The sequence below is a fragment of the Lelliottia jeotgali genome, from assembly GCF_977070485.1.
Genome location: NZ_CDRVFO010000008.1, coordinates 265973 through 289910 on the forward strand (window position 1 = coordinate 265973; position 23938 = coordinate 289910).

The 23938-nt window shown below is 61.4% G+C and carries 23 protein-coding genes; 10 read left to right on the top strand and 13 right to left on the bottom strand.

Annotation, left to right across the window (positions count from 1 at the left end):
* Positions 1–57: 57 nt before the first annotated feature.
* The 7 genes from ACW4TB_RS14730 to ACW4TB_RS14760 form a co-directional block, all read right to left on the bottom strand.
* A complete protein-coding gene (locus tag ACW4TB_RS14730; RefSeq protein WP_254467243.1) occupies positions 58–1665 on the bottom strand; it encodes an NAD(P)/FAD-dependent oxidoreductase in 1608 nt (535 codons plus the stop codon).
* Between the two features lie 103 nt (positions 1666–1768).
* The gene (locus tag ACW4TB_RS14735) at positions 1769–2443 is read right to left on the bottom strand and encodes a COG3650 family protein (RefSeq protein ID WP_012313070.1); all 675 of its coding nucleotides are present in this window, start codon (positions 2441–2443) and stop codon (positions 1769–1771) included.
* A 224-nt stretch (positions 2444–2667) separates the two neighbouring features.
* The gene (locus ACW4TB_RS14740; RefSeq protein ID WP_012313071.1) at positions 2668–3369 is read right to left on the bottom strand and encodes an ABC transporter ATP-binding protein; all 702 of its coding nucleotides are present in this window, start codon (positions 3367–3369) and stop codon (positions 2668–2670) included.
* Position 3370: 1 nt separating this feature from the next.
* Positions 3371–4138, bottom strand: a complete 768-nt coding sequence (gene livG / locus ACW4TB_RS14745; protein WP_012313072.1) for a high-affinity branched-chain amino acid ABC transporter ATP-binding protein LivG — start codon at positions 4136–4138, stop codon at positions 3371–3373.
* Positions 4135–5391 carry a high-affinity branched-chain amino acid ABC transporter permease LivM gene (locus ACW4TB_RS14750; RefSeq protein WP_012313073.1) on the bottom strand — a complete coding sequence of 419 codons (1257 nt, stop codon included), beginning with the start codon at positions 5389–5391 and terminating at the stop codon, positions 4135–4137. The genes livG and ACW4TB_RS14750 overlap by 4 nt, the downstream gene beginning before the upstream one ends.
* Positions 5388–6311: a high-affinity branched-chain amino acid ABC transporter permease LivH gene (gene livH, locus ACW4TB_RS14755; RefSeq protein WP_008097482.1), complete on the bottom strand. Its 924-nt coding sequence runs from the start codon at positions 6309–6311 to the stop codon at positions 5388–5390. Before livH ends, ACW4TB_RS14750 begins: the two co-directional genes overlap by 4 nt.
* 186 nt (positions 6312–6497) lie before the next feature.
* Positions 6498–7610, bottom strand: coding sequence for a branched-chain amino acid ABC transporter substrate-binding protein (locus ACW4TB_RS14760; RefSeq protein ID WP_455843006.1), 1113 nt, complete (start codon positions 7608–7610; stop codon positions 6498–6500).
* A 362-nt stretch (positions 7611–7972) separates the two neighbouring features.
* On the opposite strand from ACW4TB_RS14760, the gene ACW4TB_RS14765 reads away from it, so the two are divergent.
* A complete protein-coding gene (locus tag ACW4TB_RS14765) occupies positions 7973–8287 on the top strand; it encodes a DUF2288 domain-containing protein (protein ID WP_012313075.1) in 315 nt (104 codons plus the stop codon).
* Positions 8288–8447: 160 nt separating this feature from the next.
* Positions 8448–9335, top strand: coding sequence for an NAD(P)-dependent oxidoreductase (locus ACW4TB_RS14770; RefSeq protein ID WP_012313076.1), 888 nt, complete (start codon positions 8448–8450; stop codon positions 9333–9335).
* Here the strand turns inward: ACW4TB_RS14770 and ACW4TB_RS14775 are convergent.
* Positions 9235–11499, bottom strand: coding sequence for a putative bifunctional diguanylate cyclase/phosphodiesterase (locus ACW4TB_RS14775; protein ID WP_455828359.1), 2265 nt, complete (start codon positions 11497–11499; stop codon positions 9235–9237). The genes ACW4TB_RS14770 and ACW4TB_RS14775 overlap by 101 nt on opposite strands.
* A 201-nt stretch (positions 11500–11700) precedes the next feature.
* Complete coding sequence (gene rapA, locus ACW4TB_RS14780) at positions 11701–14547, bottom strand: RNA polymerase-associated protein RapA (RefSeq protein WP_455828357.1); 2847 nt, start codon at positions 14545–14547, stop codon at positions 11701–11703.
* Positions 14548–14659: 112 nt separating this feature from the next.
* On the opposite strand from rapA, the gene ACW4TB_RS14785 reads away from it, so the two are divergent.
* From ACW4TB_RS14785 to ACW4TB_RS14815, 7 genes are all read left to right on the top strand, one after another.
* Positions 14660–15373, top strand: a complete 714-nt coding sequence (locus ACW4TB_RS14785) for a M949_RS01915 family surface polysaccharide biosynthesis protein (RefSeq protein ID WP_455843002.1) — start codon at positions 14660–14662, stop codon at positions 15371–15373.
* A 108-nt stretch (positions 15374–15481) separates the two neighbouring features.
* Entirely contained in the window at positions 15482–15811 is a 330-nt protein-coding gene (locus tag ACW4TB_RS14790) for a hypothetical protein (RefSeq protein WP_012313080.1), read from the top strand.
* Between the two features lie 78 nt (positions 15812–15889).
* Positions 15890–16051 carry a hypothetical protein gene (locus ACW4TB_RS14795; RefSeq protein ID WP_012313081.1) on the top strand — a complete coding sequence of 54 codons (162 nt, stop codon included), beginning with the start codon at positions 15890–15892 and terminating at the stop codon, positions 16049–16051.
* A 135-nt stretch (positions 16052–16186) separates the two neighbouring features.
* Positions 16187–16303: a cytochrome c oxidase subunit CcoM gene (ccoM, locus tag ACW4TB_RS14800; RefSeq protein ID WP_008097462.1), complete on the top strand. Its 117-nt coding sequence runs from the start codon at positions 16187–16189 to the stop codon at positions 16301–16303.
* Between the two features lie 179 nt (positions 16304–16482).
* Entirely contained in the window at positions 16483–18471 is a 1989-nt protein-coding gene (locus tag ACW4TB_RS14805) for an FUSC family protein (RefSeq protein WP_279929717.1), read from the top strand.
* Positions 18458–18664: a DUF1656 domain-containing protein gene (locus tag ACW4TB_RS14810; RefSeq protein ID WP_012313083.1), complete on the top strand. Its 207-nt coding sequence runs from the start codon at positions 18458–18460 to the stop codon at positions 18662–18664. Before ACW4TB_RS14805 ends, ACW4TB_RS14810 begins: the two co-directional genes overlap by 14 nt.
* 11 nt (positions 18665–18675) lie before the next feature.
* Positions 18676–19542, top strand: a complete 867-nt coding sequence (locus tag ACW4TB_RS14815) for an efflux RND transporter periplasmic adaptor subunit (RefSeq protein WP_115273742.1) — start codon at positions 18676–18678, stop codon at positions 19540–19542.
* A gap of 50 nt (positions 19543–19592) precedes the next feature.
* On the opposite strand, the gene ACW4TB_RS14820 is transcribed toward ACW4TB_RS14815, so the two are convergent.
* Positions 19593–20774 carry a GAF domain-containing sensor histidine kinase gene (locus ACW4TB_RS14820; protein WP_279929721.1) on the bottom strand — a complete coding sequence of 394 codons (1182 nt, stop codon included), beginning with the start codon at positions 20772–20774 and terminating at the stop codon, positions 19593–19595.
* A gap of 185 nt (positions 20775–20959) precedes the next feature.
* Between ACW4TB_RS14820 and ACW4TB_RS14825 the strand changes: the two genes are divergently transcribed.
* On the top strand, positions 20960–21283 hold the full coding sequence (locus tag ACW4TB_RS14825; RefSeq protein WP_279929723.1) for a DUF2025 family protein: 324 nt from the start codon (positions 20960–20962) through the stop codon (positions 21281–21283).
* 14 nt (positions 21284–21297) lie between these two features.
* Here ACW4TB_RS14825 and ACW4TB_RS14830 read toward each other — a convergent pair whose 3' ends face one another.
* From ACW4TB_RS14830 to ACW4TB_RS14840, 3 genes are all read right to left on the bottom strand, one after another.
* Positions 21298–22383, bottom strand: coding sequence for a diguanylate cyclase (locus tag ACW4TB_RS14830; protein ID WP_279929725.1), 1086 nt, complete (start codon positions 22381–22383; stop codon positions 21298–21300).
* A gap of 222 nt (positions 22384–22605) precedes the next feature.
* Positions 22606–23547, bottom strand: a complete 942-nt coding sequence (locus ACW4TB_RS14835; protein ID WP_455843003.1) for a formate/nitrite transporter family protein — start codon at positions 23545–23547, stop codon at positions 22606–22608.
* A gap of 162 nt (positions 23548–23709) precedes the next feature.
* On the bottom strand, positions 23710–23938 hold a 229-nt coding region (locus tag ACW4TB_RS14840; RefSeq protein ID WP_455843004.1), incomplete at its 5' end, for a hypothetical protein.

Consider the following 23938-nt stretch of genomic DNA (forward strand, 5'->3'; position numbering starts at 1 on the left):
TCCGGCTCCCGGGGCAGCGCTGTTCACAGGTTCAGCGCTGTCTCTGCGAGGACCGGCTTACAGCCCGAGCATATTCCGCGCCACGGCCTCTGCAATGCGAATGCCATCAACACCGGCCGAGAGAATGCCCCCGGCGTACCCGGCACCTTCACCTGCAGGGAACAGCCCCTTCACGTTCAGGCTCTGGTAATCCTCGCCGCGGGTGATGCGCAGCGGCGAGGAGGTGCGTGTTTCGATGCCGGTCAGCACTGCATCATGCAGGTTGTAGCCTTTGATCTGTCGATCGAAGGCTGGCAGCGCCTCGCGGATTGCCTCGATGGCGAAGTCCGGCAAGCTCGGCGCCAGGTCACCCAGGGTGACGCCCGGCTTGTACGACGGCTCGACGGTGCCTAGCGCTGTGGACGGTTTGCCGGCCACGAAATCACCGACCAGCTGCGCAGGTGCCTGGTAGTTGCTGCCGCCCATCACATAGGCGTGCGCCTCCAGGCGCTCCTGCAGCTCGATACCCGCCAGCGGGCCCCCCGGGTAATCGCGCTCAGGGTCGATACCGACCACGATGCCGGAGTTGGCGTTGCGCTCGTTACGCGAATACTGGCTCATGCCATTGGTAACGACGCGGCCAGGTTCGCTGGTGGCAGCGACCACGGTACCGCCGGGGCACATGCAGAAGCTGTACACAGAGCGGCCATTCTTGGCGTGGTACACCAGCTTGTAGTCAGCGGCACCCAGTTTCGGGTGGCCGGCATACTTGCCAAGGCGTGCCTTGTCGATCAACGTTTGTGGGTGCTCGATACGGAAGCCCACCGAGAACGGCTTGGCTTCCATGAACACGCCCTTACCATGAAGCATGCGGAAGGTGTCACGGGCGCTGTGGCCCAGGGCAAGCACCACGTGGCGCGACTGCAGCTGCTCGCCGCTCTCCAACACCACACCGCTCAGTTGGCCATCGTCGATCAGCAGGTCGGTGACCTTCTCCTGAAAGCGCACTTCACCGCCCATGGCGATGATGTCCTGGCGCATCTGCTCGACCATGCCGGTCAGGCGGAAGGTACCGATGTGCGGCTTGTTGATGTAGAGGATCTCGTCCGGTGCACCGGCCTTGACGAACTCTTCGAGCACTTTGCGGCCATGGTGAAGCGGGTCCTTGATCTGGCTGTACAGCTTGCCGTCGGAGAAGGTCCCGGCACCGCCTTCGCCAAACTGCACGTTGGACTCGGGGTTGAGCACGCTCTTGCGCCACAGGCCCCAGGTGTCCTTGGTGCGCTGGCGCACTTCCTTGCCACGCTCGAGGATGATCGGCTTGAAGCCCATCTGAGCCAGCAGCAGGCCGGCGAAGATGCCACACGGGCCGAAACCGACCACGATCGGGCGCTCTTGCAGGTCGGCAGGGGCGTGGCCAACGTACTTGTAGGTGACATCCGGCGCGACGCTGATGTTGCGATCGTCAGCGAACTTGCCTAGTAGCTCTGCTTCGTTGCTGGCTTCAAGGTCGATGGTGTAGATGAACAGCAGTTCGCTGTTCTTCTTGCGCGCATCGTAGCTGCGCTTGAACAGGTTGAAGCTGAGCAGTTGCTCATCGCGGATGCCCAGGCGCTGGACAATGGCTTCGCGCAGCGCTTCGTCGGGATGGTCCAGGGGCAGCTTCAGTTCGGTGATTCGTAGCATGGCAGGGTCCAGTATCCCGGCCATGGGCGGCCGGCGGCTTTACACAAACCGCCAAGTATAAGCTGTTCGCCGCCCTGACTGGCAGGATAAAAGTGCCCGGCGATCAGTTGTCGCGTGCACCGCCGTAGTAGCCGCAGCCCTGCAGGGTCTGGCCATCGATGCGCAGCTCGGCGCGCAGGTGGCGCACGGCACCGGTGGCAGTATCGACGCAACGCTGCGGGGCAACCCACAGTTCCACATGCTGCCCGTTGGCTTCGCTGGTCAAGGTCAGGCCGCCGCCGGGCACTTCCTCTTCCAGAAAGGGCAGCGGCAATGGTTCCTTGCCAATGCGGTTGAGCACCATGCCTTTGCCGCTGGCCTTGACGTCCCACTCGGGCTCATGACCGCTGGCGCGCAGGGTCAGTTGCTTGAAGTTAGGGTCTTCGCAGGCGCGGGTGGACGGTTCCAGACGGTACAGGCGGCGTACCTCGAGCTGGCCGTCGTTGTCGGCCTGCTTGCTGCCGGTCAGGCGCCCCCGCACATCGGCGAACAATTTGTCACCGGCGTCGTCGGCCAGGTTCGCGGCTTCCTGCAAAATGCCGGTGCCGGCCACATCCTTGATCACGAAGCGACGGGACTCGTTGCAGGGTTTGAACAGCAACTGGCCGCCGCCGGCGCTCAATTCGCCCTGCATGCGCACAGTGCCGATGTTCGGATCGCTTGGTGGGGCGGCCAGCATCTGGCAGCCGGCGAACAGGGGCAGCAGGGCGGTGATTAGCAGGGAAGGGCTGAGACGCATGGGGCGGGGCTCCGGGATGCTTGCTTGAAGTGCAGGTCACGGTACCCATGCCAGGCGCTGATCACAAGAGAAAGCGATTTGGGGCCGCTTTGCGGCCCATCGCCGGCAAGCCGGTTCCTACAGGTCAGAGTGCAGACCCTGCAGGAGCCGGCTTGCCGGCGATGGGCTGCGCAGTAGCCCTGATAAAGCTAACTGGCTGGCATGAGCCCGAGGCCCTTTGCCAGTCAACCGCCCAGGTAGGCGTCACGCACTTTCGGGTCGGTCAGCAGTGCCTCCCCCGTGCCCTGCATTACAACCCGGCCATTCTCCAGCACATAGGCCCGATCAGCGACTTTCAACGCCTGGTTGGCGTTCTGTTCCACCAGGAACACTGTCACGCCATCGCGGCGTAACTGTTCGATGATGTCGAAGATCTGCTGGATGATGATCGGCGCCAGGCCAAGCGAGGGCTCGTCGAGCAGCAGCAGCTTGGGCTTGCTCATCAGCGCCCGGCCGATCGCCAGCATCTGCTGCTCGCCGCCGGACATGGTGCCGCCGCGCTGGACATAACGCTCTTTCAGCCTCGGGAACAGCTGCAGGACCTTGTCCAGTTGCTCTTGATAGTCGCCCTTGTCGGTGAAGAAGCCGCCCATGGCGAGGTTTTCCTCGACGGTCAAGCGGGCGAACACTCGGCGGCCTTCGGGGACCACGGCGATGCTCTTGCGCATGATGTGCGAAGAAGGCTGGCCGACCAGCTCTTCACCCAGGTACTTGATGCTGCCGCTGTGCGCCTGCGGCGAGCCGCACAGGGTCATCAGCAAGGTTGACTTGCCCGCACCGTTGGCGCCGATCAGGGTGACGATTTCACCCTGATTGATCTCGACGTTGACGCTGTGCAACGCCTGGATCTTGCCGTAGAAGGTGGAGACGTTCTCGAACTTCAGCATTTTACGCTTCCCCCAGGTAGGCTTTGATCACGTCAGGGTTGTCGCGAATTTCCTCCGGTGTGCCGTTTGCCAGGGGCGTGCCCTGGTTGATGACGACGATATGGTCGGAAATGCTCATCACCAGCTTCATGTCGTGTTCGATCAACAGAACGGTGACGTTGTGCGACTCACGCAGATAGGCGATCAACGCCTTGAGGTCCTCGGTTTCTTTGGGGTTCAGGCCCGCTGCCGGCTCGTCCAGCATGATGATCCGCGGCTGGGTCATCATGCAGCGGGCGATTTCCAGGCGGCGTTGCTGGCCGTAGGCGAGGGTGCCGGCGGTACGGTTGGCGAACTCGGTCAGGTTGACCTTATCCAGCCAGTACTGCGCACGCTCCAAGGCCTCTTTCTCGCTGCGGCGGAAGCTTGGGGTCTTGAACAGGCCAGCGAAGAAGTTGGTGTTGAGGTGGCGGTGCTGGGCGATCAGCAGGTTTTCCAGCGCGGTCATCTCTTTGAACAGGCGCACGTTCTGGAAGGTCCGCACCACGCCCTTGCGGGCGATCTGGTGGCCAGCCAGGCCCTGGATAGGCTGGCCATCGAGCAGAATGGTGCCGCCGCTGGGTTTGTAGAAACCAGTCAGGCAGTTGAACACGGTGGTCTTGCCGGCGCCGTTCGGGCCGATCAGTGCCACCACCTGTTTTTCCTTGACGGTCAGGGCCACGCCGTTGACCGCCAACAAGCCGCCGAAGCGCATGCTCAGGCCGCTGACTTGCAGAATTTCGCGGCTCATCGACGCAGCTCCATGTGTGGTCGTTGCATAGGCAGCAGGCCTTGCGGACGCCAGATCATCATCAACACCATCAGCGCACCGAACATCAACATCCGGTATTCGCTGAACTCACGCATCAGCTCAGGTAGCAGGATCATCACGATGGCCGCGAGGATCACGCCCAGTTGTGAGCCCATGCCGCCAAGCACGACGATGGCGAGGATGATCGCCGACTCGATGAAAGTGAACGACTCGGGTGTCACCAACCCTTGGCGGGCGGCGAAGAAGCTGCCGGCGAAACCGGCGAAGCAGGCGCCCAGGGTGAATGCCGAGAGCTTGATCACGGTCGGGTTCAGACCCAGCGCGCGGCAGGCGATCTCGTCTTCACGCAGCGCTTCCCAGGCTCGCCCGATCGGCATGCGCAGCAGGCGATTGATGACGAACAGCGCCAGCAGTGCCAGCAGCAGGGCCACCAGGTAGAGGAAGATGACCTTGTTGATCGAGTTGTACGGCAGCCCGAAGTACTCGTGGAAGGTTTGCATCCCCTCGGCAGCACGACGCTCGAAGGTCAGGCCGAAGAGCTCCGGTTTGGGGATGTTGCTGATGCCGTTGGGGCCGCCGGTCCAGTCGGTCAGGTTACGCAGGAACAGGCGGATGATCTCGCCGAAGCCCAGGGTCACGATCGCCAGGTAGTCACCGCGCAGGCGCAGCACCGGGAAGCCGAGCAGGAAGCCGAAGGTGGCGGCCATCAGGCCGGCGATCGGCAGGCATACCCAGAAGCTCCAGCCCAGGTAGTGCGACAGCATCGCGTAGCTGTAAGCGCCGACAGCGTAGAAGCCGACGTAACCCAGGTCCAGCAGGCCAGCCAGGCCGACCACGATGTTCAGGCCCAGGCCCAGCAACACGTAGATCAGGATCAGCGTGGCGATGTCGACCGCGCCGCGTGAACCGAAGAACGGCCACACCAGCGCCACCACGATCAGCCCGATGATGATCCAGCGCTGTGTCTTGGGCAGGGTCAGGTAATTGCTTACCGCAGGCGAGATCAGCTTGCGATCCGAGCGGCGGCCCATAACCGAGCTCCACTGCCTGTCGAACAGCACGCGCAGGAACATCAGCACCGAGCAGGCGGCGATGATGCCGATGGTGAACGAGCCTTGGCTGTGCACCACCAGGCTGATGCCATCGATGCTCAGTTTCAGCCCCAGCACCGGGAAGGCCACGGCCCACACCAGCAAGGCGCTGAAAAACGCCTGTTTGAGATTTCTGTTCATACTTTTTCAACCTCCGGGCGGCCGAGGATGCCGGTCGGCCGGAACAGCAGGACAAGAACCAACAAGCCGAATGCCACTACGTCCTTGTACTGGTCGCCGAAGATGTCGGCGCCAAAGGCTTCGGCCACGCCCAGCACCAGACCACCGAGCATCGCGCCCGGAATGCTGCCGATGCCGCCCAGTACCGCCGCCGTGAAGGCCTTGAGGCCCACCAGGAAACCGGCGTTGGGGTTGATCACGCCGTACTGCATGCTCAGCAGCACAGCCGCCACCGCCGCCAGCGCGGCACCGATGACGAAGGTCAGGGCGATGATGTTATTGGTGTTGATGCCCAGCAGGTTGGCCATCTTGATGTCCTCGGCGCAGGCGCGGCAGGCGCGCCCCAGGCGAGAGCGGGAGATGAACAGGGTCAGCAGGGTCATGGCCACCAGGGTGACCACGAACACCAGGATCTGCATGTAGCTGATCAGGACTTCTTCAGCACCGCCCGGCCCGAAGGAGAAGCTCCCGGGGATCAGGTTGGGGATGGATTTGTCCTTGGAATCCTGCGACAGCAGTACGGTGTTCTGCAGGAAAATCGACATGCCGATGGCGGAAATCAGCGGGATCAGACGGTTGCTGTTGCGCAGGGGGCGGTAGGCAACCCGTTCGATGCTGTAGCCATAGGCGCTGGTGACGAAGATCGTCGCGACGAAGGCAACGGTCATCAGGATCGGCAGCGAATGGATACCCATCATGGCCAGGCCCGCGAGGGCGATGAAGGCCACGTAGGAACCGATCATGTACACCTCGCCATGGGCGAAGTTGATCATGCCAATAATGCCGTACACCATCGTGTAACCGATGGCGATCAAGGCATAGGTGCTGCCGATGGTCAATCCATTAACCAGTTGTTGGAAGAAATGGTAGATCTCAGGCATTACAGCGCTCCTAAAAACCTGATTTGCATTTCGCTGGCGGGGGTAGGCCAGGAAACCGCGGGTGACGGTTTTAAGATTTTCAGGTGGACCGGCCCCCGGATCGCGGGAATCAGGTCCATGAACCTCGTAAAACAAAGCCCACTGCTCGCACAGTGGGCTTTTACGGTCAGCTATTTAGTCACGCAGTTACTGAGGGGAGACTTCGGTCTTCGGCTTGCCGAAGTGCCATTCGTAGACCACGAACTTGAAGTCTTTGAGGTCGCCTTTTTCGTCGTACGACAGCGTGCCGGTAGGGGTCTTGAAGGAGCCGGCATGGATGGCGGCTGCCACCTTGTCGGTGTCTTCGGACTTGGCGGCCTCGATGCCTTTGGCGATCAACTCCACGGCGGAGTAGGCCGGGAACACGAACGGACCGCTCGGGTCCTTGCCGTCAGCCTTGATGGCATCGACGATGGCCTTGTTCTCAGGGTCGGCGTCGAACGACTTCGGCAGGGTGACCAGCAGGCCTTCGGAGGCGTTCTGGGCGATCTGCGAGATCGAGTCGTTGCCTACACCTTCTGGCCCCATGAACTTGGCTTTCAGGCCCTTTTCCTGAGCCTGGCGCAGGATCAGGCCCAGCTCTGGGTGGTAGCCGCCGTAGTAGACGAAGTCGACGTTGTTTTGCTTGAGCTTCTGGATGATCGAGGAGAAGTCCTTGTCACCGGCGTTCAGGCCTTCGAAGACGGCAACCTTGGTGCCTTTGCCTTCCAGGGTCTGCTTGACGGCGGTGGCGATGCCTTCACCGTACTGCTGCTTGTCGTGCAGCACTGCAACGACCTTCGGTTTGACGTGGTCGGCGATGTAGTTGCCGGCCGCAGGGCCTTGGGCGCTGTCCAGGCCGATGGTGCGGAAGATCAGCTTGTAGCCACGGGCGGTGATTTCCGGGCTGGTGGCGGCCGGGGTGATCATGATCACGCCTTCGTCTTCGTAGATGTCGGACGCTGGCTGGGTGGAGCTGGAGCACAGGTGGCCGATGACGAACTTGACGCCGTCGTTGACCACTTTGTTGGCGACTGCCACGGCCTGTTTAGGGTCGCACGCGTCGTCGTATTCCTTGGCTTCAAGCATTTTGCCATCGACGCCGCCCTTGGCGTTGATGTCCTTGATGGCCTGTTTTGCGCCGATGAACTGCATGTCGCCGTACTGGGTCACAGGACCGGTTTTCGGACCGGCAATGCCGATCTTGATGGTATCGGCGGCAAACGAATGGCTGGCTACCCCGGCCAGTACCATTGCGGCGAACAGCTTGGAAATCTTGATCATAGTGCTCCACTCATTCTGTTGTAATTCTTATAGTCCTGGCGGCCAGGGCTACAGACCGGGCGGGATTTGCGGTATGGCCACGCCACACTGCATGCCCACCTTCCCCCGGAACATGTCCCGGAACTGTACCGGTACAGTGTAGAGCGCTGCCCGAGCGCTTGAAAAGCGGGCGAAAAGCGCCTGTTTCAAGGGTTGTCGCATGATCGACACAAAGATACAGAAAGGCGCCATTAGATTGCCTGCATCTTCGGCTCCACCCCACAAGTTCTGGGCCAATCGACCAAATTACATATTTGAAACCGGGTTTTTCTGCAAAAATGCCGGCCATTTTTATTGGCCGATAATTGCGGTAAAAACCCATGACTGATCAAACAAGCACCCTCTATGCCAAATTGCTCGGCGAGACGGCAACTATCGAGTGGAAGGCATTGGAGCGTTTCTGGGCAAAGGGTGACCTGATTTGGGTCGACCCCAGCCTGGACCTGATCGCGGTTGCCGAGGTAATGGCCGAGAATCGCGGCGAAATCTTCGCCAAGTGGCGTAATGATGGCATCGTCGGCCCGGTCTCTGCCGAGCAGGCGCTCGACCTGCAAACCCGCGATCCAGAGATCTGGGCAGTGGTGGTATCACCGTTCATCGTGATTCAGGTGAAGAGCGCTAAACCCGCCGCTTGATTTTGGTGCGCGAAAATGCGCAGCTGCACCCTTGTGGTGCTCGCTGGCGTTCAGCTGGGGTAGAGGTAGGTAACAATTCGGCGTGGCGGTAACAGTTTACGGGATGCGTAATGGGGCCGTAGTACGGCCCGGATAACTATCGGATTTGCCAGGAGTCGTTATGAGCACTGAACTGCCTTCGCTTGGATTCGCCGGGATTGGCCTGATGGGGCTGCCGATGTGTCGGCGCCTGCTGGCCGCAGGTTACCCGCTGACCGTCTGGAACCGAAGCCCGGACAAGTGTGCCGAGCTGGTGGCGGCTGGCGCGCGGCTGGCTGCCGATCCTGCCGAGTTGTGCCGTGGCAGCGACATGGTGCTGCTGTGCCTGGCCGATACGGCGGTGGTACGCGAGGTGGTTTTCGGCGAGCAAGGTATCGCCCAGGGAGGGCGCAGCGGGCAACTGCTTGTCGACTTGTCCAGCCTTGAACCGACCGCCACCCGCGAGATGGCTGCCGAACTGGCCGCCCTGTGTGGCATGGCTTGGCTGGATGCACCCGTCTCCGGTGGCACGCCAGGCGCCGAGGCCGGCACCCTGGCGATCATGGTCGGCGGCGAGGCTGCCGACCTGGAGCGAGCGCGCCCGGTGTTGCTTACCCTTGGCCAGCGGGTCACGCACATGGGCGGGGTGGGGGCGGGGCAGGTGACCAAGGCCTGCAATCAGATGATCGTGGCCTGCAATGCCTTGGTGATTGCTGAAGTCGTGGCGTTGGCCGAGCAGTCAGGTGTGGACGCAACACTCATCGCCGAAGCCCTGGCCGGTGGTTTTGCCGACTCCAGGCCGCTGCAGATCCTGGCACCGCAGATGGCCGAAAGCCGTTTCGAACCGGTGAAATGGCACGTACGCACGCTGCTCAAGGACCTCGACGGTGCGGTCAAGTTCTCCCGCGAACAGGGCACGGCGACCCCTCTCAGTGGTCTCGCCGCGCAATTGATGCGCCTGCACGGTAGCCAGGGTTATCTGCAAAAAGATCCGGCGACCCTGGTAGAGCTGTATCGCAACAAGCACTGAAGGCTTCTTCCTGGCGGTCGAGCCGCTCCAGGATCGGCCGCAGGTCCGCCAGCGGTACCGGCCGGCTAAGCAGGTAGCCCTGCAGGTAGTCGCAGCCGTTGGCGGCCAGAAACTCATGTTGCTCGACAGTTTCTACACCCTCGCTGACCACCTGAAGATGCAGGGTATGGGCCATTGCGATGATCACCTGCACGATCTCACGGTCCTTCAGGCTGGCAGGTACGTCCTGAAGGAAGCTACGGTCGATCTTGAGGACGTCCAGAGGCAGGCGCTTGAGGTAAGCCAGTGACGAGTACCCTGTGCCGAAGTCATCGATCGAAAGGCTGACACCTTGGCCACGAATTCGCTTGAGCAGGCTGAGCGTGCGCTGGATGTCACCCATCAGGGCATTCTCGGTGACCTCAAGTTCCAGGTGTCTAGGTGCCAGGCCCGCTTGGAACAGTGCCATTTCCACTTCTTTGGGCAACCCGTCATGGCCCAGTGTCACCGCTGAGCAGTTGACCGTGAGCTTGAGGTCGGCGAAGCCATGGCGATGCAACTGCGCCAGGTCATCACAGGCGTGGCGCAACACCCACAGGTCCAGGTCGACGATCAGGCCGTTGGCTTCGGCAATGCCGATGAACCGGTCCGGGCTCAGCAGCCCATGCTGCGGGTGCTGCCAGCGTACCAGCGCTTCAAGCTTGGCTACCTGTCCGGTACGCAGATCGTAGATGGGCTGGTAATGCACGCGCAGCCCACGCTCTTCAAGCAAGGCGATGCGCAGTTCTTCTTCCAGTTGCAGTTCAAGGGTGGCGCGATTTTTCAGGCCGCTGTTGAAAAAGTGCAGGCTGTTGCGCCCGCTGCCCTTGGATTGATAGAGGGCAAGGTCGGCGTGCTTGAGCAGCTCTTCAGCGGTGAGGCCGTCGTCGGGGTAAATGCTGACGCCGATGCTGGTGGTCATGACCATGCGCCGCCCGCCCAGGTCGATGGGGTCCTTCATGCGCTGCATGATGCGCTGTGCCAGATGGCGAGCTTCGTCAGGCCCATTGAGGCTGGTAACCACGCAGAACTCGTCCCCGCCGAAGCGTGCCACCAGGTCGTGGCTGCGTGTGGCCGCTTTGATATGGCTGGCGATCACCTTGAGCAGTTGGTCACCGGCGTCATGGCCGAGACTGTCGTTGATCCGTTTGAAATGGTCGATGTCTAGGAACATCACCGCCAGGCGGTGCACTTCGGGGTTCTGTTCGGCCAGACGTTCGGCGAACACCTGGTTGAAACCTCGACGGTTGACCAGGCTGGTCAGCGCATCGTAGTGAGCGGCTTGCTGCAAAGAGGCGCGGGCCTGGTCCAGTTGGCTGAGCAGCATATTCACCCTGCGCAGGTCGTGTTCCTTGCTCTGCAGCTTTTTGTCGGCCAAAGCAGCGCTGATGCTGCTTGCACTGATCAGTAGGGTGATGAAGGCGACGGTCAGGCCCAGTTGCAGGCTGTTGTCGGCTGAGGGCAAGCGCAGGGCGGTGTCGGCAGGAATGACCAGCGTCATCGCGGCCATTGCGGTGAAATGGGTGGCAACGATGCCACCTGCCATGAGCAGGCTCGCGCCATATTTCAGGGCTTGATGCACAGTGCCGCTTCCGTTGCTGAAGTAGCGGGCCATCAGCAGTGCGGCCAGGCTGGTCAGCAGGGCGATGGCCGTGCTGGCCAGCAACAGCTCGGTTTGGTAGTACTGCTTGGCCCCGGTCTGCAGCGCCGCCATGCCGACAAAATGCATGAGGATGATACCCAGGCCGATCAGCATGGCGCTTTGCAGGTAATGTTGCGGCCCCATGCGCTCGCGATCGAGGCTGGTCATCGCCATCCAGGCCACACCCAGTGCAATCAGCAGCGAAAGGCCGCTCAGCGAGGCGTCGTAGTGCATTTCCAGCGGTGCCCTGAACGCCAGCATGCTGATGAAATGCATCGCCCAGATCCCCCCGGCCAGACAGCAGGCACCCAGCATGCGCCATTGCCTCTGTGCAGCCGGTTGTTCGCTATGGGATTGGCGCTCGGCCATGTCCAGAGTGGCAAAGCAGGCAGCGCTGGCCACGGCGAAGGCGATCAGTATCAGTAGTGGTTCATGACGGCAGTCGATAACGATGCTACCGCTAGCCGGCACATCGGAGAACAGTTGCAGTCCCAGCCATTCCATTGCTTGCCCCATGGTCGAGTTCGCACTGGTCTCCAATCAAGCCCCAAGGAGACTATCCAGAAAGGAGTATAGGAACGGGTGTTTAAACCTTCCGGGGTAATGGCTCTTTGATTGCAACGATTTGGTTATTGGGGTGATAACGCAGAAGCATAAAGGAGAGGGAAGGTGCTTGAGCACCTCCCCAATGGCTGCAATTGAGTCTCAGCCAGCCACCAGCACGCGGATTGCCTCCAGGCGCAGGGCGGCCTTTTCGAGCATCGCCAGGCCATCTTCGCGTTGCTTGCGCAGGGCGTCGATTTCGCTGTCGCGTACGCTCGGGTTGACGGTTTTCAGAGCGGTCAGACGCGCCAGTTCTTCGTCGGCTTCGGCGGCCAAGCGGCGTTGCGCCTCTGCCACACGCTCGACGTGGGTCGGCATGATCTTGGCTTCACCGCCACTGATGCGCTTGGCCAGCACGTCACGCTGGGCCTGCACGAACTTGTTGGCACTGGCCCGAGGCACGCTTTCGAGCTGCTCGTTGAGCGTTTCGAAGGCCACGCGCGAGGCCAGGTCGTTGCCGTTGGCATCGAGCAGGCAGCGCAGCGCCGCAGGCGGCAGGTAGCGGCCTAATTGCAGGCTGCGCGGCGCCACCACCTCGCTGACGAACAGCAGTTCAAGCAGTACGGTGCCAGGCTTGAGCGCCTTGTTCTTGATCAGCGCGACGGCGGTATTGCCCATCGAGCCGGACAGTACCAAGTCCATGCCGCCCTGCACCATCGGGTGTTCCCAGGTGAGGAACTGCATGTCTTCGCGCGACAGCGCCTGGCCGCGGTCGTAGGTGATGGTGACGCCTTCGTCATCGCCCAGCGGGAAGCTGGCATCGAGCATCTTCTCGCTCGGTTTCAGGATGAGGGCGTTTTCCGAGTGGTCTTCGCTGTCGATGCCGAAGGCATCGAACAGGGTTTCCATGTAGATCGGCAGAGCGAACTGGTCGTCCTGCTCAAGAATGTCCTCGACCAGCGCCTGGCCTTCGCCAGCACCGCCGGAGTTGAGCTCCAGCAGGCGGTCGCGACCGCTGTGCAGTTCTGCTTCCAGGCGTTCACGCTCGCCTTTGGCTTCTGCTACCAGGGCATCCCAGGCCTTGCTGTCCCCGCCTTCGAGCATCGGCAGCAGGCGTGGGCCAAACTGGTGCTGCAGGGCGTTGCCGGTCGGGCAGGTGTTGAGGAAGGCGTTGAGTGCTTCGTGGTACCACTGGAAAAGGCGCTCTTGCGGGCCTTCCTGCAGGTAGGGGATGTGCAACTGGATGACGTGTTTCTGACCGATCCGGTCGAGGCGGCCGATGCGCTGCTCAAGCAGGTCGGGGTGGGCCGGCAGGTCGAACATCACCAGGTGGTGGGCGAACTGGAAGTTGCGCCCTTCGCTGCCGATCTCGGAGCAGATAAGCACCTGGGCGCCGAACTCTTCGTCGGCGAAGTAGGCTGCGGCGCGGTCGCGCTCCAGGATGCTCATGCCTTCATGGAACACCGAGGCTGGAATGCCGGAGCGCACGCGCAGGGCGTCCTCCAGGTCCATGGCGGTTTCGGCGTGGGCGCAGATCACCAGGACCTTGGTGCGCTTGAGCATCTTCAGGGTGTCGATCAGCCAGTCGACGCGAGGGTCGAAACGCCACCAGCGCTCGTCGTCGCTGACTTCACCTTGTGCCTGGAACGCGACTTCCGGATACAGCTCGGCGTGCTCGCCGGCTGGCAGGTCGCGGTACTGTTCCGGCATTGGCAGCGGGTAAGGGTGCAGTTCGCGCTCCGGGAAACCCTGGATGGCCGCTCGGGTGTTGCGGAACAGGACGCGGCCAGTGCCATGGCGGTCGAGCAGTTCGCGGATCAGGCGGGCGCTGGCCTGGCTGTCGCCATCGCTGACTGCAGCCAGCAGGGCTTCGCCCTCGGCACCCAGGAAACCTTGAATGGTGGCGTGGGCCTTGGGTGACAGGCGCCCTTCGTCAAGCAGTTCCTGTACGGCTTCAGCCACCGGGCGATAGTGCTCGCTTTCGGCGCGGAAGGCTGCCAGGTCGTGGAAGCGATTGGGGTCGAGCAGGCGCAGGCGCGCGAAGTGACTGTCCTGACCAAGCTGCTCGGGGGTGGCTGTGAGCAACAGTACGCCCGGGATGACCTGGGCCAGTTGCTCGACCAGGCTGTATTCGGTGCTGGCCTTGTCTTCATGCCACACCAGGTGGTGGGCTTCATCGACTACCATCAGGTCCCAGCCTGCGGCGAACAGCGCGTCCTGGGCCTTTTCATCCTCGACCAGCCACTCCAGGGCGACCAGTGCCAACTGTGCGTCCTCGAACGGGTTGCTGGCGTCGCTTTCAATGAAACGTTCGGCGTCGAACAGTGCCACCTGCAGGTTGAAGCGCCGACGCATTTCCACCAGCCATTGATGCTGGAGGTTTTCCGGTACCAGGATCAGCACGCGGTTGGCACGCCCGGTCAGCAACTGGCGATGGATCACCAGGCCAGCCTCGATGGTTTTGCCCAGGCCCACTTCGTCGGCCAGCAGTACACGAGGTGCGCTGCGGTCCGCTACTTCACGGGCGATGTGCAACTGGTGGGCGATCGGCTGCGCGCGGCAGCCACCCAGGCCCCACAGCGACGACTGTACCTGCTTGCTGGTGTGCTGCAGCGTGTTGTACCGCAGGCTGAACCAGGACAGCGGGTCGATCTGACCGGCGAACAGGCGGTCGCTGGCCAGGCGGAACTGGATGAAGTTCGACAGCTGGGTTTCCGGCAGGGTGCGTGGCTGGTTCTGGCCGTCGAGGCCGTGGTAGACCATCAGCCCGTCGATGTCCTCGACTTCGCGTACCGTCAGCTTCCAGCCTTCGAAGTGGGTGATCTGGTCACCTGGCGAGAAGCGCACGCGGGTCAGCGGCGCGTTGCGCAGGGAATACTGGCGGGTGTCGCCAGTGGCCGGGTAGAGCACGGTCAGCAAGCGGCCATCCTGGGCCAGAATGGTCCCCAGGCCGAGCTCCGCTTCGCTGTCACTGATCCAGCGTTGCCCCGGTTGATACTGCTGCGCCATACTGCCTGAACTCCCGCGATGAAAAGCCGGCTATGTTAACGGATAGGCCCGGCGGACCATAGAGTTGAAGTCCAAGAGTCTAGCTGTTTCGTCGCAGAACACTGTCTTGCCGATGAGGGCTACGCACGCCATGCCGCTCAAGCACCGCTGGTTGAACGTCTCTTTGGCCGCGGGTAGCCTCGTGCTGCTGGCCGCTTGCGAGCAGAAAAACTTCGAAAGCCTGCCGGCGATCCCGGTCGAGCAGCTCGAGGTGCTGGGTGTGCAGACGCCGATCAAGAGCGTGCATTTCCGTGACCGGGACGGCGAAGGCCTGCTGGTGCTCAGCCGCAGCGATGGCCAGGCGGTGGATGCCGAGTCCGAGCAGGAAGTGGACAAGGTAGTGCTCAAGGCCACGCTGTACGGGCGAGCCACCGAGGGCGACGGGTTCAAGCCGCGCTGGCAGATCGAGCAGGAAACCACCTGCCCTGGCCTGGACCTCGATGTCGATTTCTACAACGATGTCAGCGATGTAGGTGACCTGAACAAGGACGGCATCGCCGAGGTGACGGTGGCCAGCCATTCGTTCTGTGGCGGTGGCATCGATCCGCATGACATTGCCATCGAGATGCGTGAGGCCCAGGCCAGTTACACCATCACCGGGCAGTCGCTGATCACCCCGGCTGGCGAAGAGCCGATCGGCGGTGAGCGCGAGGACAGTGCCTCGCTGAAGAACGCGGCACCAGTGCTGCGCGAGCATATGAATGCGGTCTGGCAGCAGGTCTTCAAGCGCCCTTGGAGCGAGGCCAGCCCGCCAAGTGATGGCGACCCTGACGACGAAGTCCCATAGCCGCTGTCTATACTGGCATGACGTGGCCGATGCCGGCCGCACTACCTTGCTCGCCAGAGCTCAAGGCGGCTGACAACCGGCCGATACAGTGGGCACAGGAGAATTCTCATGCTGCCACCGATCATTCCGCTCAGTGCTGCCCCGGTGACCTCGCAACAGGATCCGGTCAAACCGACCCCGGACATCAAGCCCGTAGTCCCCACGCAGCCTGCCTCAGGCGAGAGCGCCATTGACCTCAAGCAGCAACGCGATCCGCAGGAGCAGGTCTTGCTGCTGCGTGAGGAGCAGCGCCGGCAGCAGCGGCGTAATAAACAGGGTGACGACGAGCGCTACAGTGCCTTGCCGGGTGAAGAAGTCAACGGCGACAACACCGTACCGGTGGCCCCGCTCATGGGCGAGCAGCCGCGCCAGGGCCTGCTGGTGGATATTGAAGTCTAGGTGCCCTGTGCCGCAGGGCTGGTCATCACCAACGCCTGGCTGCATCATGCAATTCTCTGTTGATCCTCGAGCCCACCCATGAGCCAAGACAACCTCATCGACTTCGATGCCGAACGTGCCAAGCGTGTGCACGACCTCAAGGAGAAGCGCCTGAACGAAGTGCGTCAGGCGTTCGAGCAAGCCATGCCGCTGGGCAAGGCGAAGAAAAAGAAGCCCAAGAGCAAGCCCAAGAAGCGCTGAAACTTGACGCAGGTCAACCCTGCACCCGCCTCGCGTGCCCGGCTCCGGGCACCATTGACCTCGATCAATTTCCCCGTCCCCCGTATTCGTTACCTTGCATCCATCGGACAACGGCAAACGAATCGGGAGGCCAACATGTTCTTCGACAATGTGGTTATCGCTGGTGTGGTAACGGTCGGGTTGATGTTCGCGTTCTTTGCCGGTCTGGGCATTTTCATCTGGAAGGACTCGAACAAGCGCAAGCCGCGCTGACCTTCCAGGTTCACGGGCACGCAAGGCATTTAGGGCGACTTCGGTCGCCCATTTTTTTTGCCTTGATTGGTTGATATGACAGCGCCTAAAGATGATTAGCTAGCTAATTACTTGTTTCAGCATTATCCTTCCCTTCATTGTCTATCGTTTACCAGATCATCCCCCGCAAGGTCCGTTTCGTGCCCATCACCCTCCAGGCCCTGTTCGCACCCGGCAGCCTCGCCATCAAATTCGCCATCAAAACCCTGCTTGGCGGCGGCCTTGCCCTGTGGCTGGCCATGCGCTGGGGGCTGGAGCAGCCCTCCTGGGCGCTGATGACCGCGTTCATCGTGGCCCAACCCCTGTCGGGCATGGTGATACAGAAGGGCCTTGCTCGCTTGGCCGGGACCTTCGTCGGCACCGTCATGTCAGTGCTGTTCATCGGCCTTTTCGCGCAGACACCATGGCTTTTTCTCATCACGCTGGCGTTGTGGCTGGCCCTGTGCACCGCGGCCTCGACCCAACTGCGCAGCGCCTGGGCCTATGCCTTCGTGCTGGCCGGCTACACCGCTGCAATCATTGCCTTGCCCGCAATCGACAAGCCCCTGCAAGTATTCGATCAGGCGGTGGCGCGCTGTACCGAGATCTGCCTGGGGATCTTCTGTGCAACGGCCACCAGCGCGTTGCTCTGGCCGATGCGCGTGGAGCAGCAACTTGCCGGGCAGGCGCGCCAGGCCTGGCACAGCGGCTTCCAGACGGCCAGCGCCATGCTGGGCGGTGAAGACCAAGCGCGCGAAGGCCTGCTGGAGATCCTGGGGCGTATCGTTGCCATCGATACCCAGCGCGAACATGCCTGGTTCGAGGGCCCGCGTGGGCGCCAGCGGGCAAGGGCCATTCGTGGCCTGAGCCAGAAACTGATGGTGCTGCTGCGGATCTCACGCTCGGTGCGTCGCCAGTGGCGGCAACTGGATGAGCAGCAAGCCCTGCGTCTTGGCCCATGGCTGGAAGAAGTGCGCGCCCTGTTGGTCAAGCCCGATCAGCCGAGCCTGTTGTTGTTGCGTCAGCGCATCTGGGACGCCGCGCATGATGAGCAGATCAGCTCTGCCGAGCATTTTTGCCTGGCGCGCATGACCCTGCTACTGGACTACGCCATGGCTGCCACCCAGGCACTCGATGATGTCGAAGTGGGCAGGGCGCCGAAGGATGTTGCGCAGGGGCTGGCTGCCCACCGCGACTGGTCGCTGGCGTTGCTGTTCGGTTCACGCAGTGCGCTGGCATTTCTGGTGATGAGTGGTTTCTGGCTTGCCACCGCCTGGCCCTCTGCGCCCGGTGGCCTGGTGTTGACGTGTGTGGTCTGCAGCCTGTTCGCCAGCCGTGAAAACGGTGCGCAGATCGGGCTCAGCTTCTTGCGTGGCATCCTGCTGGCGATCCCGACGGCATTGCTGGTGGGGCAGATCATCCTGCCGCAGTGGAGCAGTTTTGCCATGCTTTGCCTGGGCATGGGCGTACCTCTGTTCTTTGGGGCTCTGGGTATGGCTCACCCGCGCACCGGGGCCACGGCGACTTCTTATTGCCTGCACTTCATCGTACTGGTGTCGCCGCTCAATGCCATGCAGTTCGGTGTGGCGAGCATGCTCAACAGTGCCCTGGCCATGCTGGTGGGTGTAGGTGCGGCGGTCATGGCGTTTCGCCTGCTGGTGTTCCGCCACCCTGCCTGGCTTGGCCGGCGCCTGCGCGCGGCGACCCAAAGCGACCTGGTGCGCCTGACCCGGCGTGACCTGCGTGGTGCCGACAGCTGGTTTGGCGGGCGCATGGCCGACCGTCTTATGCAACTGGCACGGCACGCCGGCGAGCTGCGCGAGGCCGAACGCAAGCGTTGGGACGACGGCCTGCATGGCCTGGACATCGGCGACGAACTGGTGCATTTGCGCATGTGCCTGGCAGTCGCCCAGGCGCCGCTGGGTGATGCCGAACGTGAATATCTGCAGCAACTGGAAACAGTCTTGGCCAGCGGGCCTGCAGCCGGGCGAGGGCAGCGCCTGGATGCCGCCAGCGAGCGATTTATCGCGGCGCTGCAACGCCTGCCGTCCAGCGATCCGTTACGCCTGGCCGAAGGGGCAGTGTTGCAGCTGCAGAAAAGCTGGAGCAAATGGTGCCGCTGGCAGGAGGAAACCCATGGGGTTGCGTGAGTGGGCATTGGGCGGCGTGCTGCTCAGCCCTTTTCTGATCTACGTGTTGATGGCTCTGGTGCTTACCGGTTTGTTGCGCTTTGTCGTGCAAGCAACGCCATTGGGGCGCTGGATCTGGCATGAAGCGCTGTTCGACACAGCGCTGTTCGTTTGTGTGCTCTACCTGGTAGTCCGCCTGCTGGGGCCTTTGTAAGGAGTGATTCGATGCGTGCTGTCGTCCGTACCCTGGTGACCCTCTGCGTGGTCGCCATCGCCGTTCTGGCCGGCTATAAGCTCTGGCAGTACTACATGCTCACCCCATGGACGCGTGATGCACGGGTGCGGGCCGACGTGGTGGTCATCGCGCCCGACGTGTCCGGCTGGGTGCGTGAGCTCAAGGTGCAGGACAACCAGCGGGTCAAGGCTGGCGACCTGTTGATGAGCATAGATCGTGAGCGCTTTCAGGCTGCATTCGATCAGGCCAGCGCGGTGGCAGAAACGCGTACCCAGCAGTTGCACCTGCGCGAGCGCGAAGCTGCGCGGCGCACGGCTCTGGGGCCCGGGGCGATCAGCGCCGAGCTGCGCGAAAACGCGCAAATCAATGCCGCCATTGCCCGTGGTGAGTTGCATGAAGCGCAAGCTCAGTTGCAGGTGGCGAAAATCAACCTTGCGCGCAGCGAGGTGCGAGCCCCCCGCAGTGGGCACATCACAAATTTGCGCCTTGCTCAGGGCAACTATGTGAATGCCGGCCAGTCGGTAATGGCCCTGGTGGATGACTCGACCTTTTTTATCCAGGCCTATTTCGAGGAAACCAAATTGCCGCGCATACGTGTGGGCGATTCGGTGAAGGTCTGGCTGATGGGGGCAGGAGAGGCCATGCAGGGGCATGTGGAAAGCATCAGCCGGGGTATCACCGATAGTAACAGTAACCCGGACAGCCAGTTGTTGCCGGAGGTTGAGCCAACCTTCAACTGGGTAAGGCTGGCCCAGCGGATACCTGTGCGCATCAGGCTGGACGACATTCCCGAAGGCATGAACCTCAGTGCGGGGATGACGGCCAGTGTGCAGGTTCACGAGGATTCGCCCGAGTGATCATGGGCAAATGCATGACAGGCTGATTGTCGACGGCCCCGGCATCTGCCTCAGGCATTGGCCGGCAAGTGAAAGCTGAATAGCGTGCCGCGTTGCTCATCGGAGATGACCTCCATGCGTCCGCCATGGGCCAGGGCAATCTGATTGGCTATATAAAGGCCAAGGCCAAGCCCCTGTCTTGGCGCCGCAGACAGCGGCCTGGTGAAGGGCTGGAACAATTGGTTCAGGGTTTGTGGGGCGATGGGGTGCCCGTTGTTGTGCACGCTAAGCACGAACTCCTCATCGGTAATCGCCGCCCTGACCGTCACCGGCCCGTCAGGCGCACCATGGGTCAGCGCGTTGGCGATAAGGTTGGAGAGTAGCTGGGTCACCCGTTCGCGGTCACAGTACAGGCCGCCGATATCACCGACCTGCAGGACGATCTGCCGCTGTGGGTGTACGTGCTGCAGTTCTGCAGCGACATGCATGAGGCCTTCGGACAGGTCCGGGCAGGGCTGCAGGTTCAATGGGATGCCGCTGCCGAGCCGGCCTCGGGCGAAATCCAGCACGTCGCGCACAAGCTGTGAAGCCCGCTGCCCGCAAGTGTGAATGTGGCGGGCGATCGCGCGGTTCTTGTCCTCGTCCAGGCGCTGAGTCAGCAGTTCGGCGCCTGCGGTGATGGCAAACAGCGGATTGCGCAGATCATGGCCTAGCACCGCGATGAACTGTTCGCGCACTTCGGCCATCGCCCGTTCCTCGCGCAGGGCGCTCTCGGTGTGCTGGGCACTCTCCTCACTCTCGATCTGGATGGCCAGCAAGCGTGCGAACGACTCCATCATGGGCTGGATTGATTGGCCTTTGAGCGAGGCCGGATTCGGGTCCAGGGCGCAAATGGTGCCGAAGAAGCGGCCATCTGTGCGGAACACCGGCACGGATATGTAGCTTTCGAAGCGATAGCGCTGCGGCGTTTGGTGCCGGCAGTAGCGTTCATCCTCGCTGGCCTTGTCGATCACGATGGTCTGGTGAGAGCTGCGAATCTCGTGGCACAACGTGGTTGCCACCTCGAGCTCGCCGCCCACCTCAAGGCCAAAGCCCAGGTTGTCGAGTACGGCGCAGGCAGTCCAGTTGCATTCGGTAACCCGTGCCACGGCGGCGAAACGCATGCCGCTGGATTCGCAGATGACCTGAAGGATGGCGGGCACGGCACTGATGCGTCCGATGGTGGCGATATCGGCGCTGATGGCGTTGGTCATGAACGGTCCCAAAATTGGCGACGGAATAGGGTAGCGCATCAGTCTAGCGGGGCGGTTGGGCCAGTGGCGAAAAACCTTGGCAAAACGGCCTGCGATTGAGCTAGGCTGGCCTGGCGCGTCGCCCTGTAGAGGCGACCGTTGCCCGCCTGGCGTGTGTCACTTCCAATCATTTGCGAGGTTTCGACATGGCCATCACATCCCAGGACATCTGCAGTGCTGCCGACCAGCTCAAAGGCTTTGTCGGCTTTCATGGCAAACGCGGCGTCCATATCGTGCGTTTCTCCGAAGACGCGTTCGGTATGGGCGTGGCTGACGAGAGCATCATCCCGTGCAGTGAATTCGTCTGGCGGCCGGAACAGGACGCGCGCATGGCGCTGTGTCGGCAGCGCCTGGCGCTGCTGCTGGAGCAGCATGTGGACGATCGGCTGAATATTGGCGAACCGTTGCGCCAGTATCTGCGGCGCACTGACCTGCCGGAAATTCTGGCGCAGCGCTCGTTGCGCTGCTGACAGCGCAACGGCGGTCAGCGAGGATATTCTGCCTGGGATACCGGCTGAAGCGCCGTGGTCTCGTCATGTTCGAAATTGACCTGATCGCGACCGCGTCGCTTGGCGCAATAGAGTGCCTTGTCGGCCTTTTCCAGCCAGTGTTCGGGGGATTGGAGGTCTGCCCGGAAGGCTGACATGCCGATACTCAGGCTGATTTTCAAATGCGGCAGTTGTGGGTCACGGTAGCAAACGATGCGCTCGCGCAGACGCTCCATGGCCTGCCTGGCCTCACTCTCACTGGTATCGGGCAGAATCACGCAAAATTCGTCGCCACCATAGCGCCCCGCCAGGTCGCCCGCCCGCAGGTTGCGTCTGAGCTCATCGCTCATCTTTCGCAGCACGCAATCGCCGACCACGTGGCCGAACGTGTCATTGATGGTCTTGAAATGGTCGATATCGATCAGGGCAATCACTGATGGCATCTGCAAGTTCTGGCAAGCCTGGAAGCGCAGCAGGAGCAGGTCCTTCCAGGCACCGTGATTGAGCAGCCCGGTCAGACTGTCGGTCAGGCTCAGGTCGCGAAGGCGGCGCTTGTGCTCGGCGAGCTTGATCGCCAGGCGGTAACACACCCAGCCCAGGGCCAGTGGATAGAGTGTCAGCATTGGCAGGCAGGCATAGATCTGCAGTGGTGTAGCGTCGAGCTGTAACCCTGTGCCCAGCAATGCGCTGGCTAGCAGCACACCGACCAGTTGTGCCACTAGCCCTCGCAGGACCAAGCGCTTGCCGCCAGCGGCCACATTGTTCATGGTCATCATCGAGAGCACAGTGACGCAGGGCAGGGGGTTGAAATGCATGGCTGCGGTCCAGAAGCCACCCATCAGTGAGTCCAGCAACAGATTGCGCTGTTCCGCCTGGTACGGTGCAATCGAGCGCCGTGCCCATTGGTAGGCCAAATGGGGCCAGAGCAATCCGTTGAAGAGCAGCAGCAACCATGCCCAGGTGGGAGGCGAAAGTGGCGCGACCGCTGCTGCGACGCTGAACAGCCCAATGCCAAGGCCGATCACCCGTGGCAGATAGATGCGCCTGACGAAAGAAAGTCCCTTGCCGCTGCGGTTGTCCATGATGGTGGTCGTTCTTCTGCTGAGTCGCCGTTTATCGCACAACTCACGTCAATAGTGTTCAACAGTCTGCCATTGACGAAGAATGACCTTGCAAGCCAATTCACGGTTGATGCGGCCCCTATGGATGACCGCGTGTTTTTTGTGCCTGTGGGCTTGCCACTCACGATGCTCATGGTGGATTCCATTGGCGGGCCTGAACCTGCTGCGGCAGTGCGCTGAAGGTCATTGCTTGTTGTCCTGCTTGCCGAATGAAGACTTTTTTTCATCCTTCAATAGCTGCGAAGGTGGCTTGCCGCTGTCGCTGCGCACCTGGGCGTGGCTGATCAGGGCGAAAATGAAGCTGCCACCAATGATATTCCCGGCCAGGGTCGGCAGGGCAAACTCAAGCCAGAAGCTGCGCCAGGTTTCGTCTCCGGCCCAGACCAGATAGGACACCTCGACCGAGCCAACGACGATGTGAGTGAAGTCGCCCAGGGCCATCAGGTAGGTGATCATCAGGATGATCCAGATCTTGGCGTGCTCCATGGACGGGATCATCCACACCATGGTCGCTATCATCCAACCCGATACAATGCCCTTGGCGAACATCTGGCTGATATCGTTCTCCATCACCTTGCGGCCGATCTCTAGGAAGGCGACATCCGTCTTGCTGTCGAAAATGGGTAGTTCGAGCATGACCCAGGCGACTAGCAATGTGCCTGCCAGGTTACCGACCAGCACTACGCCCCACAGCCGCAAAAGGCGCCCGAGGTTGGCCAAGGTCGGCGTTGTCATGATCGGCAGCACCGCTGTGATGGTGTTTTCAGTAAACAGTTGTTGACGCGCCAGGATCACCGCAAGAAAGCCTGCGCTGTAGCCAATGCTGGCTACAACCTGGGCACTCTCACCTTCCGGCAGGCGAGCGTAGAACAGCCCCATGGCCATGAATGAAAGGCCCATGGTCAGGCCAGCAGCCAAGGCCGACCACCAAAGCGCCGCGAGGGTGCGCTCCAGTTCCTGGTCGCCCTGGTAGCGAATGATCTCGTGCAGAACCGCCGCCCTCGGGGGTTGGTTATGGCTGACTTCTTTCTCTTCATCAGCCGACAGGCCAGGGGTCTTCTCGCTCTGCGCATCGCTCATGCCATTGCCCTCCACGGAGTGTTTATCTACAGAGCGATGGTTCATGCATTTAGTTGCCGGGCGGCTGCAAAATGCATCTTGAAGTTTTTTTAGATCAAGGTGTTGACTCCAATTTCAAACCGCGTATTATTCGCCTCCTCGCAGCGTTGAACGCAACGAGGCAGGCGGTAAGTTGTTGAAGTTCAAGGCTTTTGAAAGAAAGCAGATTCAAAAAAACTTCAAAACAAACGCTTGACAGCAAATGAGGAAAGCGTAAAATGCGCGCCTCGGTTGAGATGAAAAGCTCTTAACCAAACGCTCTTTAACAAATCGAATCAAGCAATTCGTGTGGGTGCTTGTGAGTACGGACTGATAGTCAGAAAGATTATCAGCATCACAAGTGACCATGCGAGAAATCACATAGTCATTTGAGATTGCTGAGCCAAGTTTAGGGTTT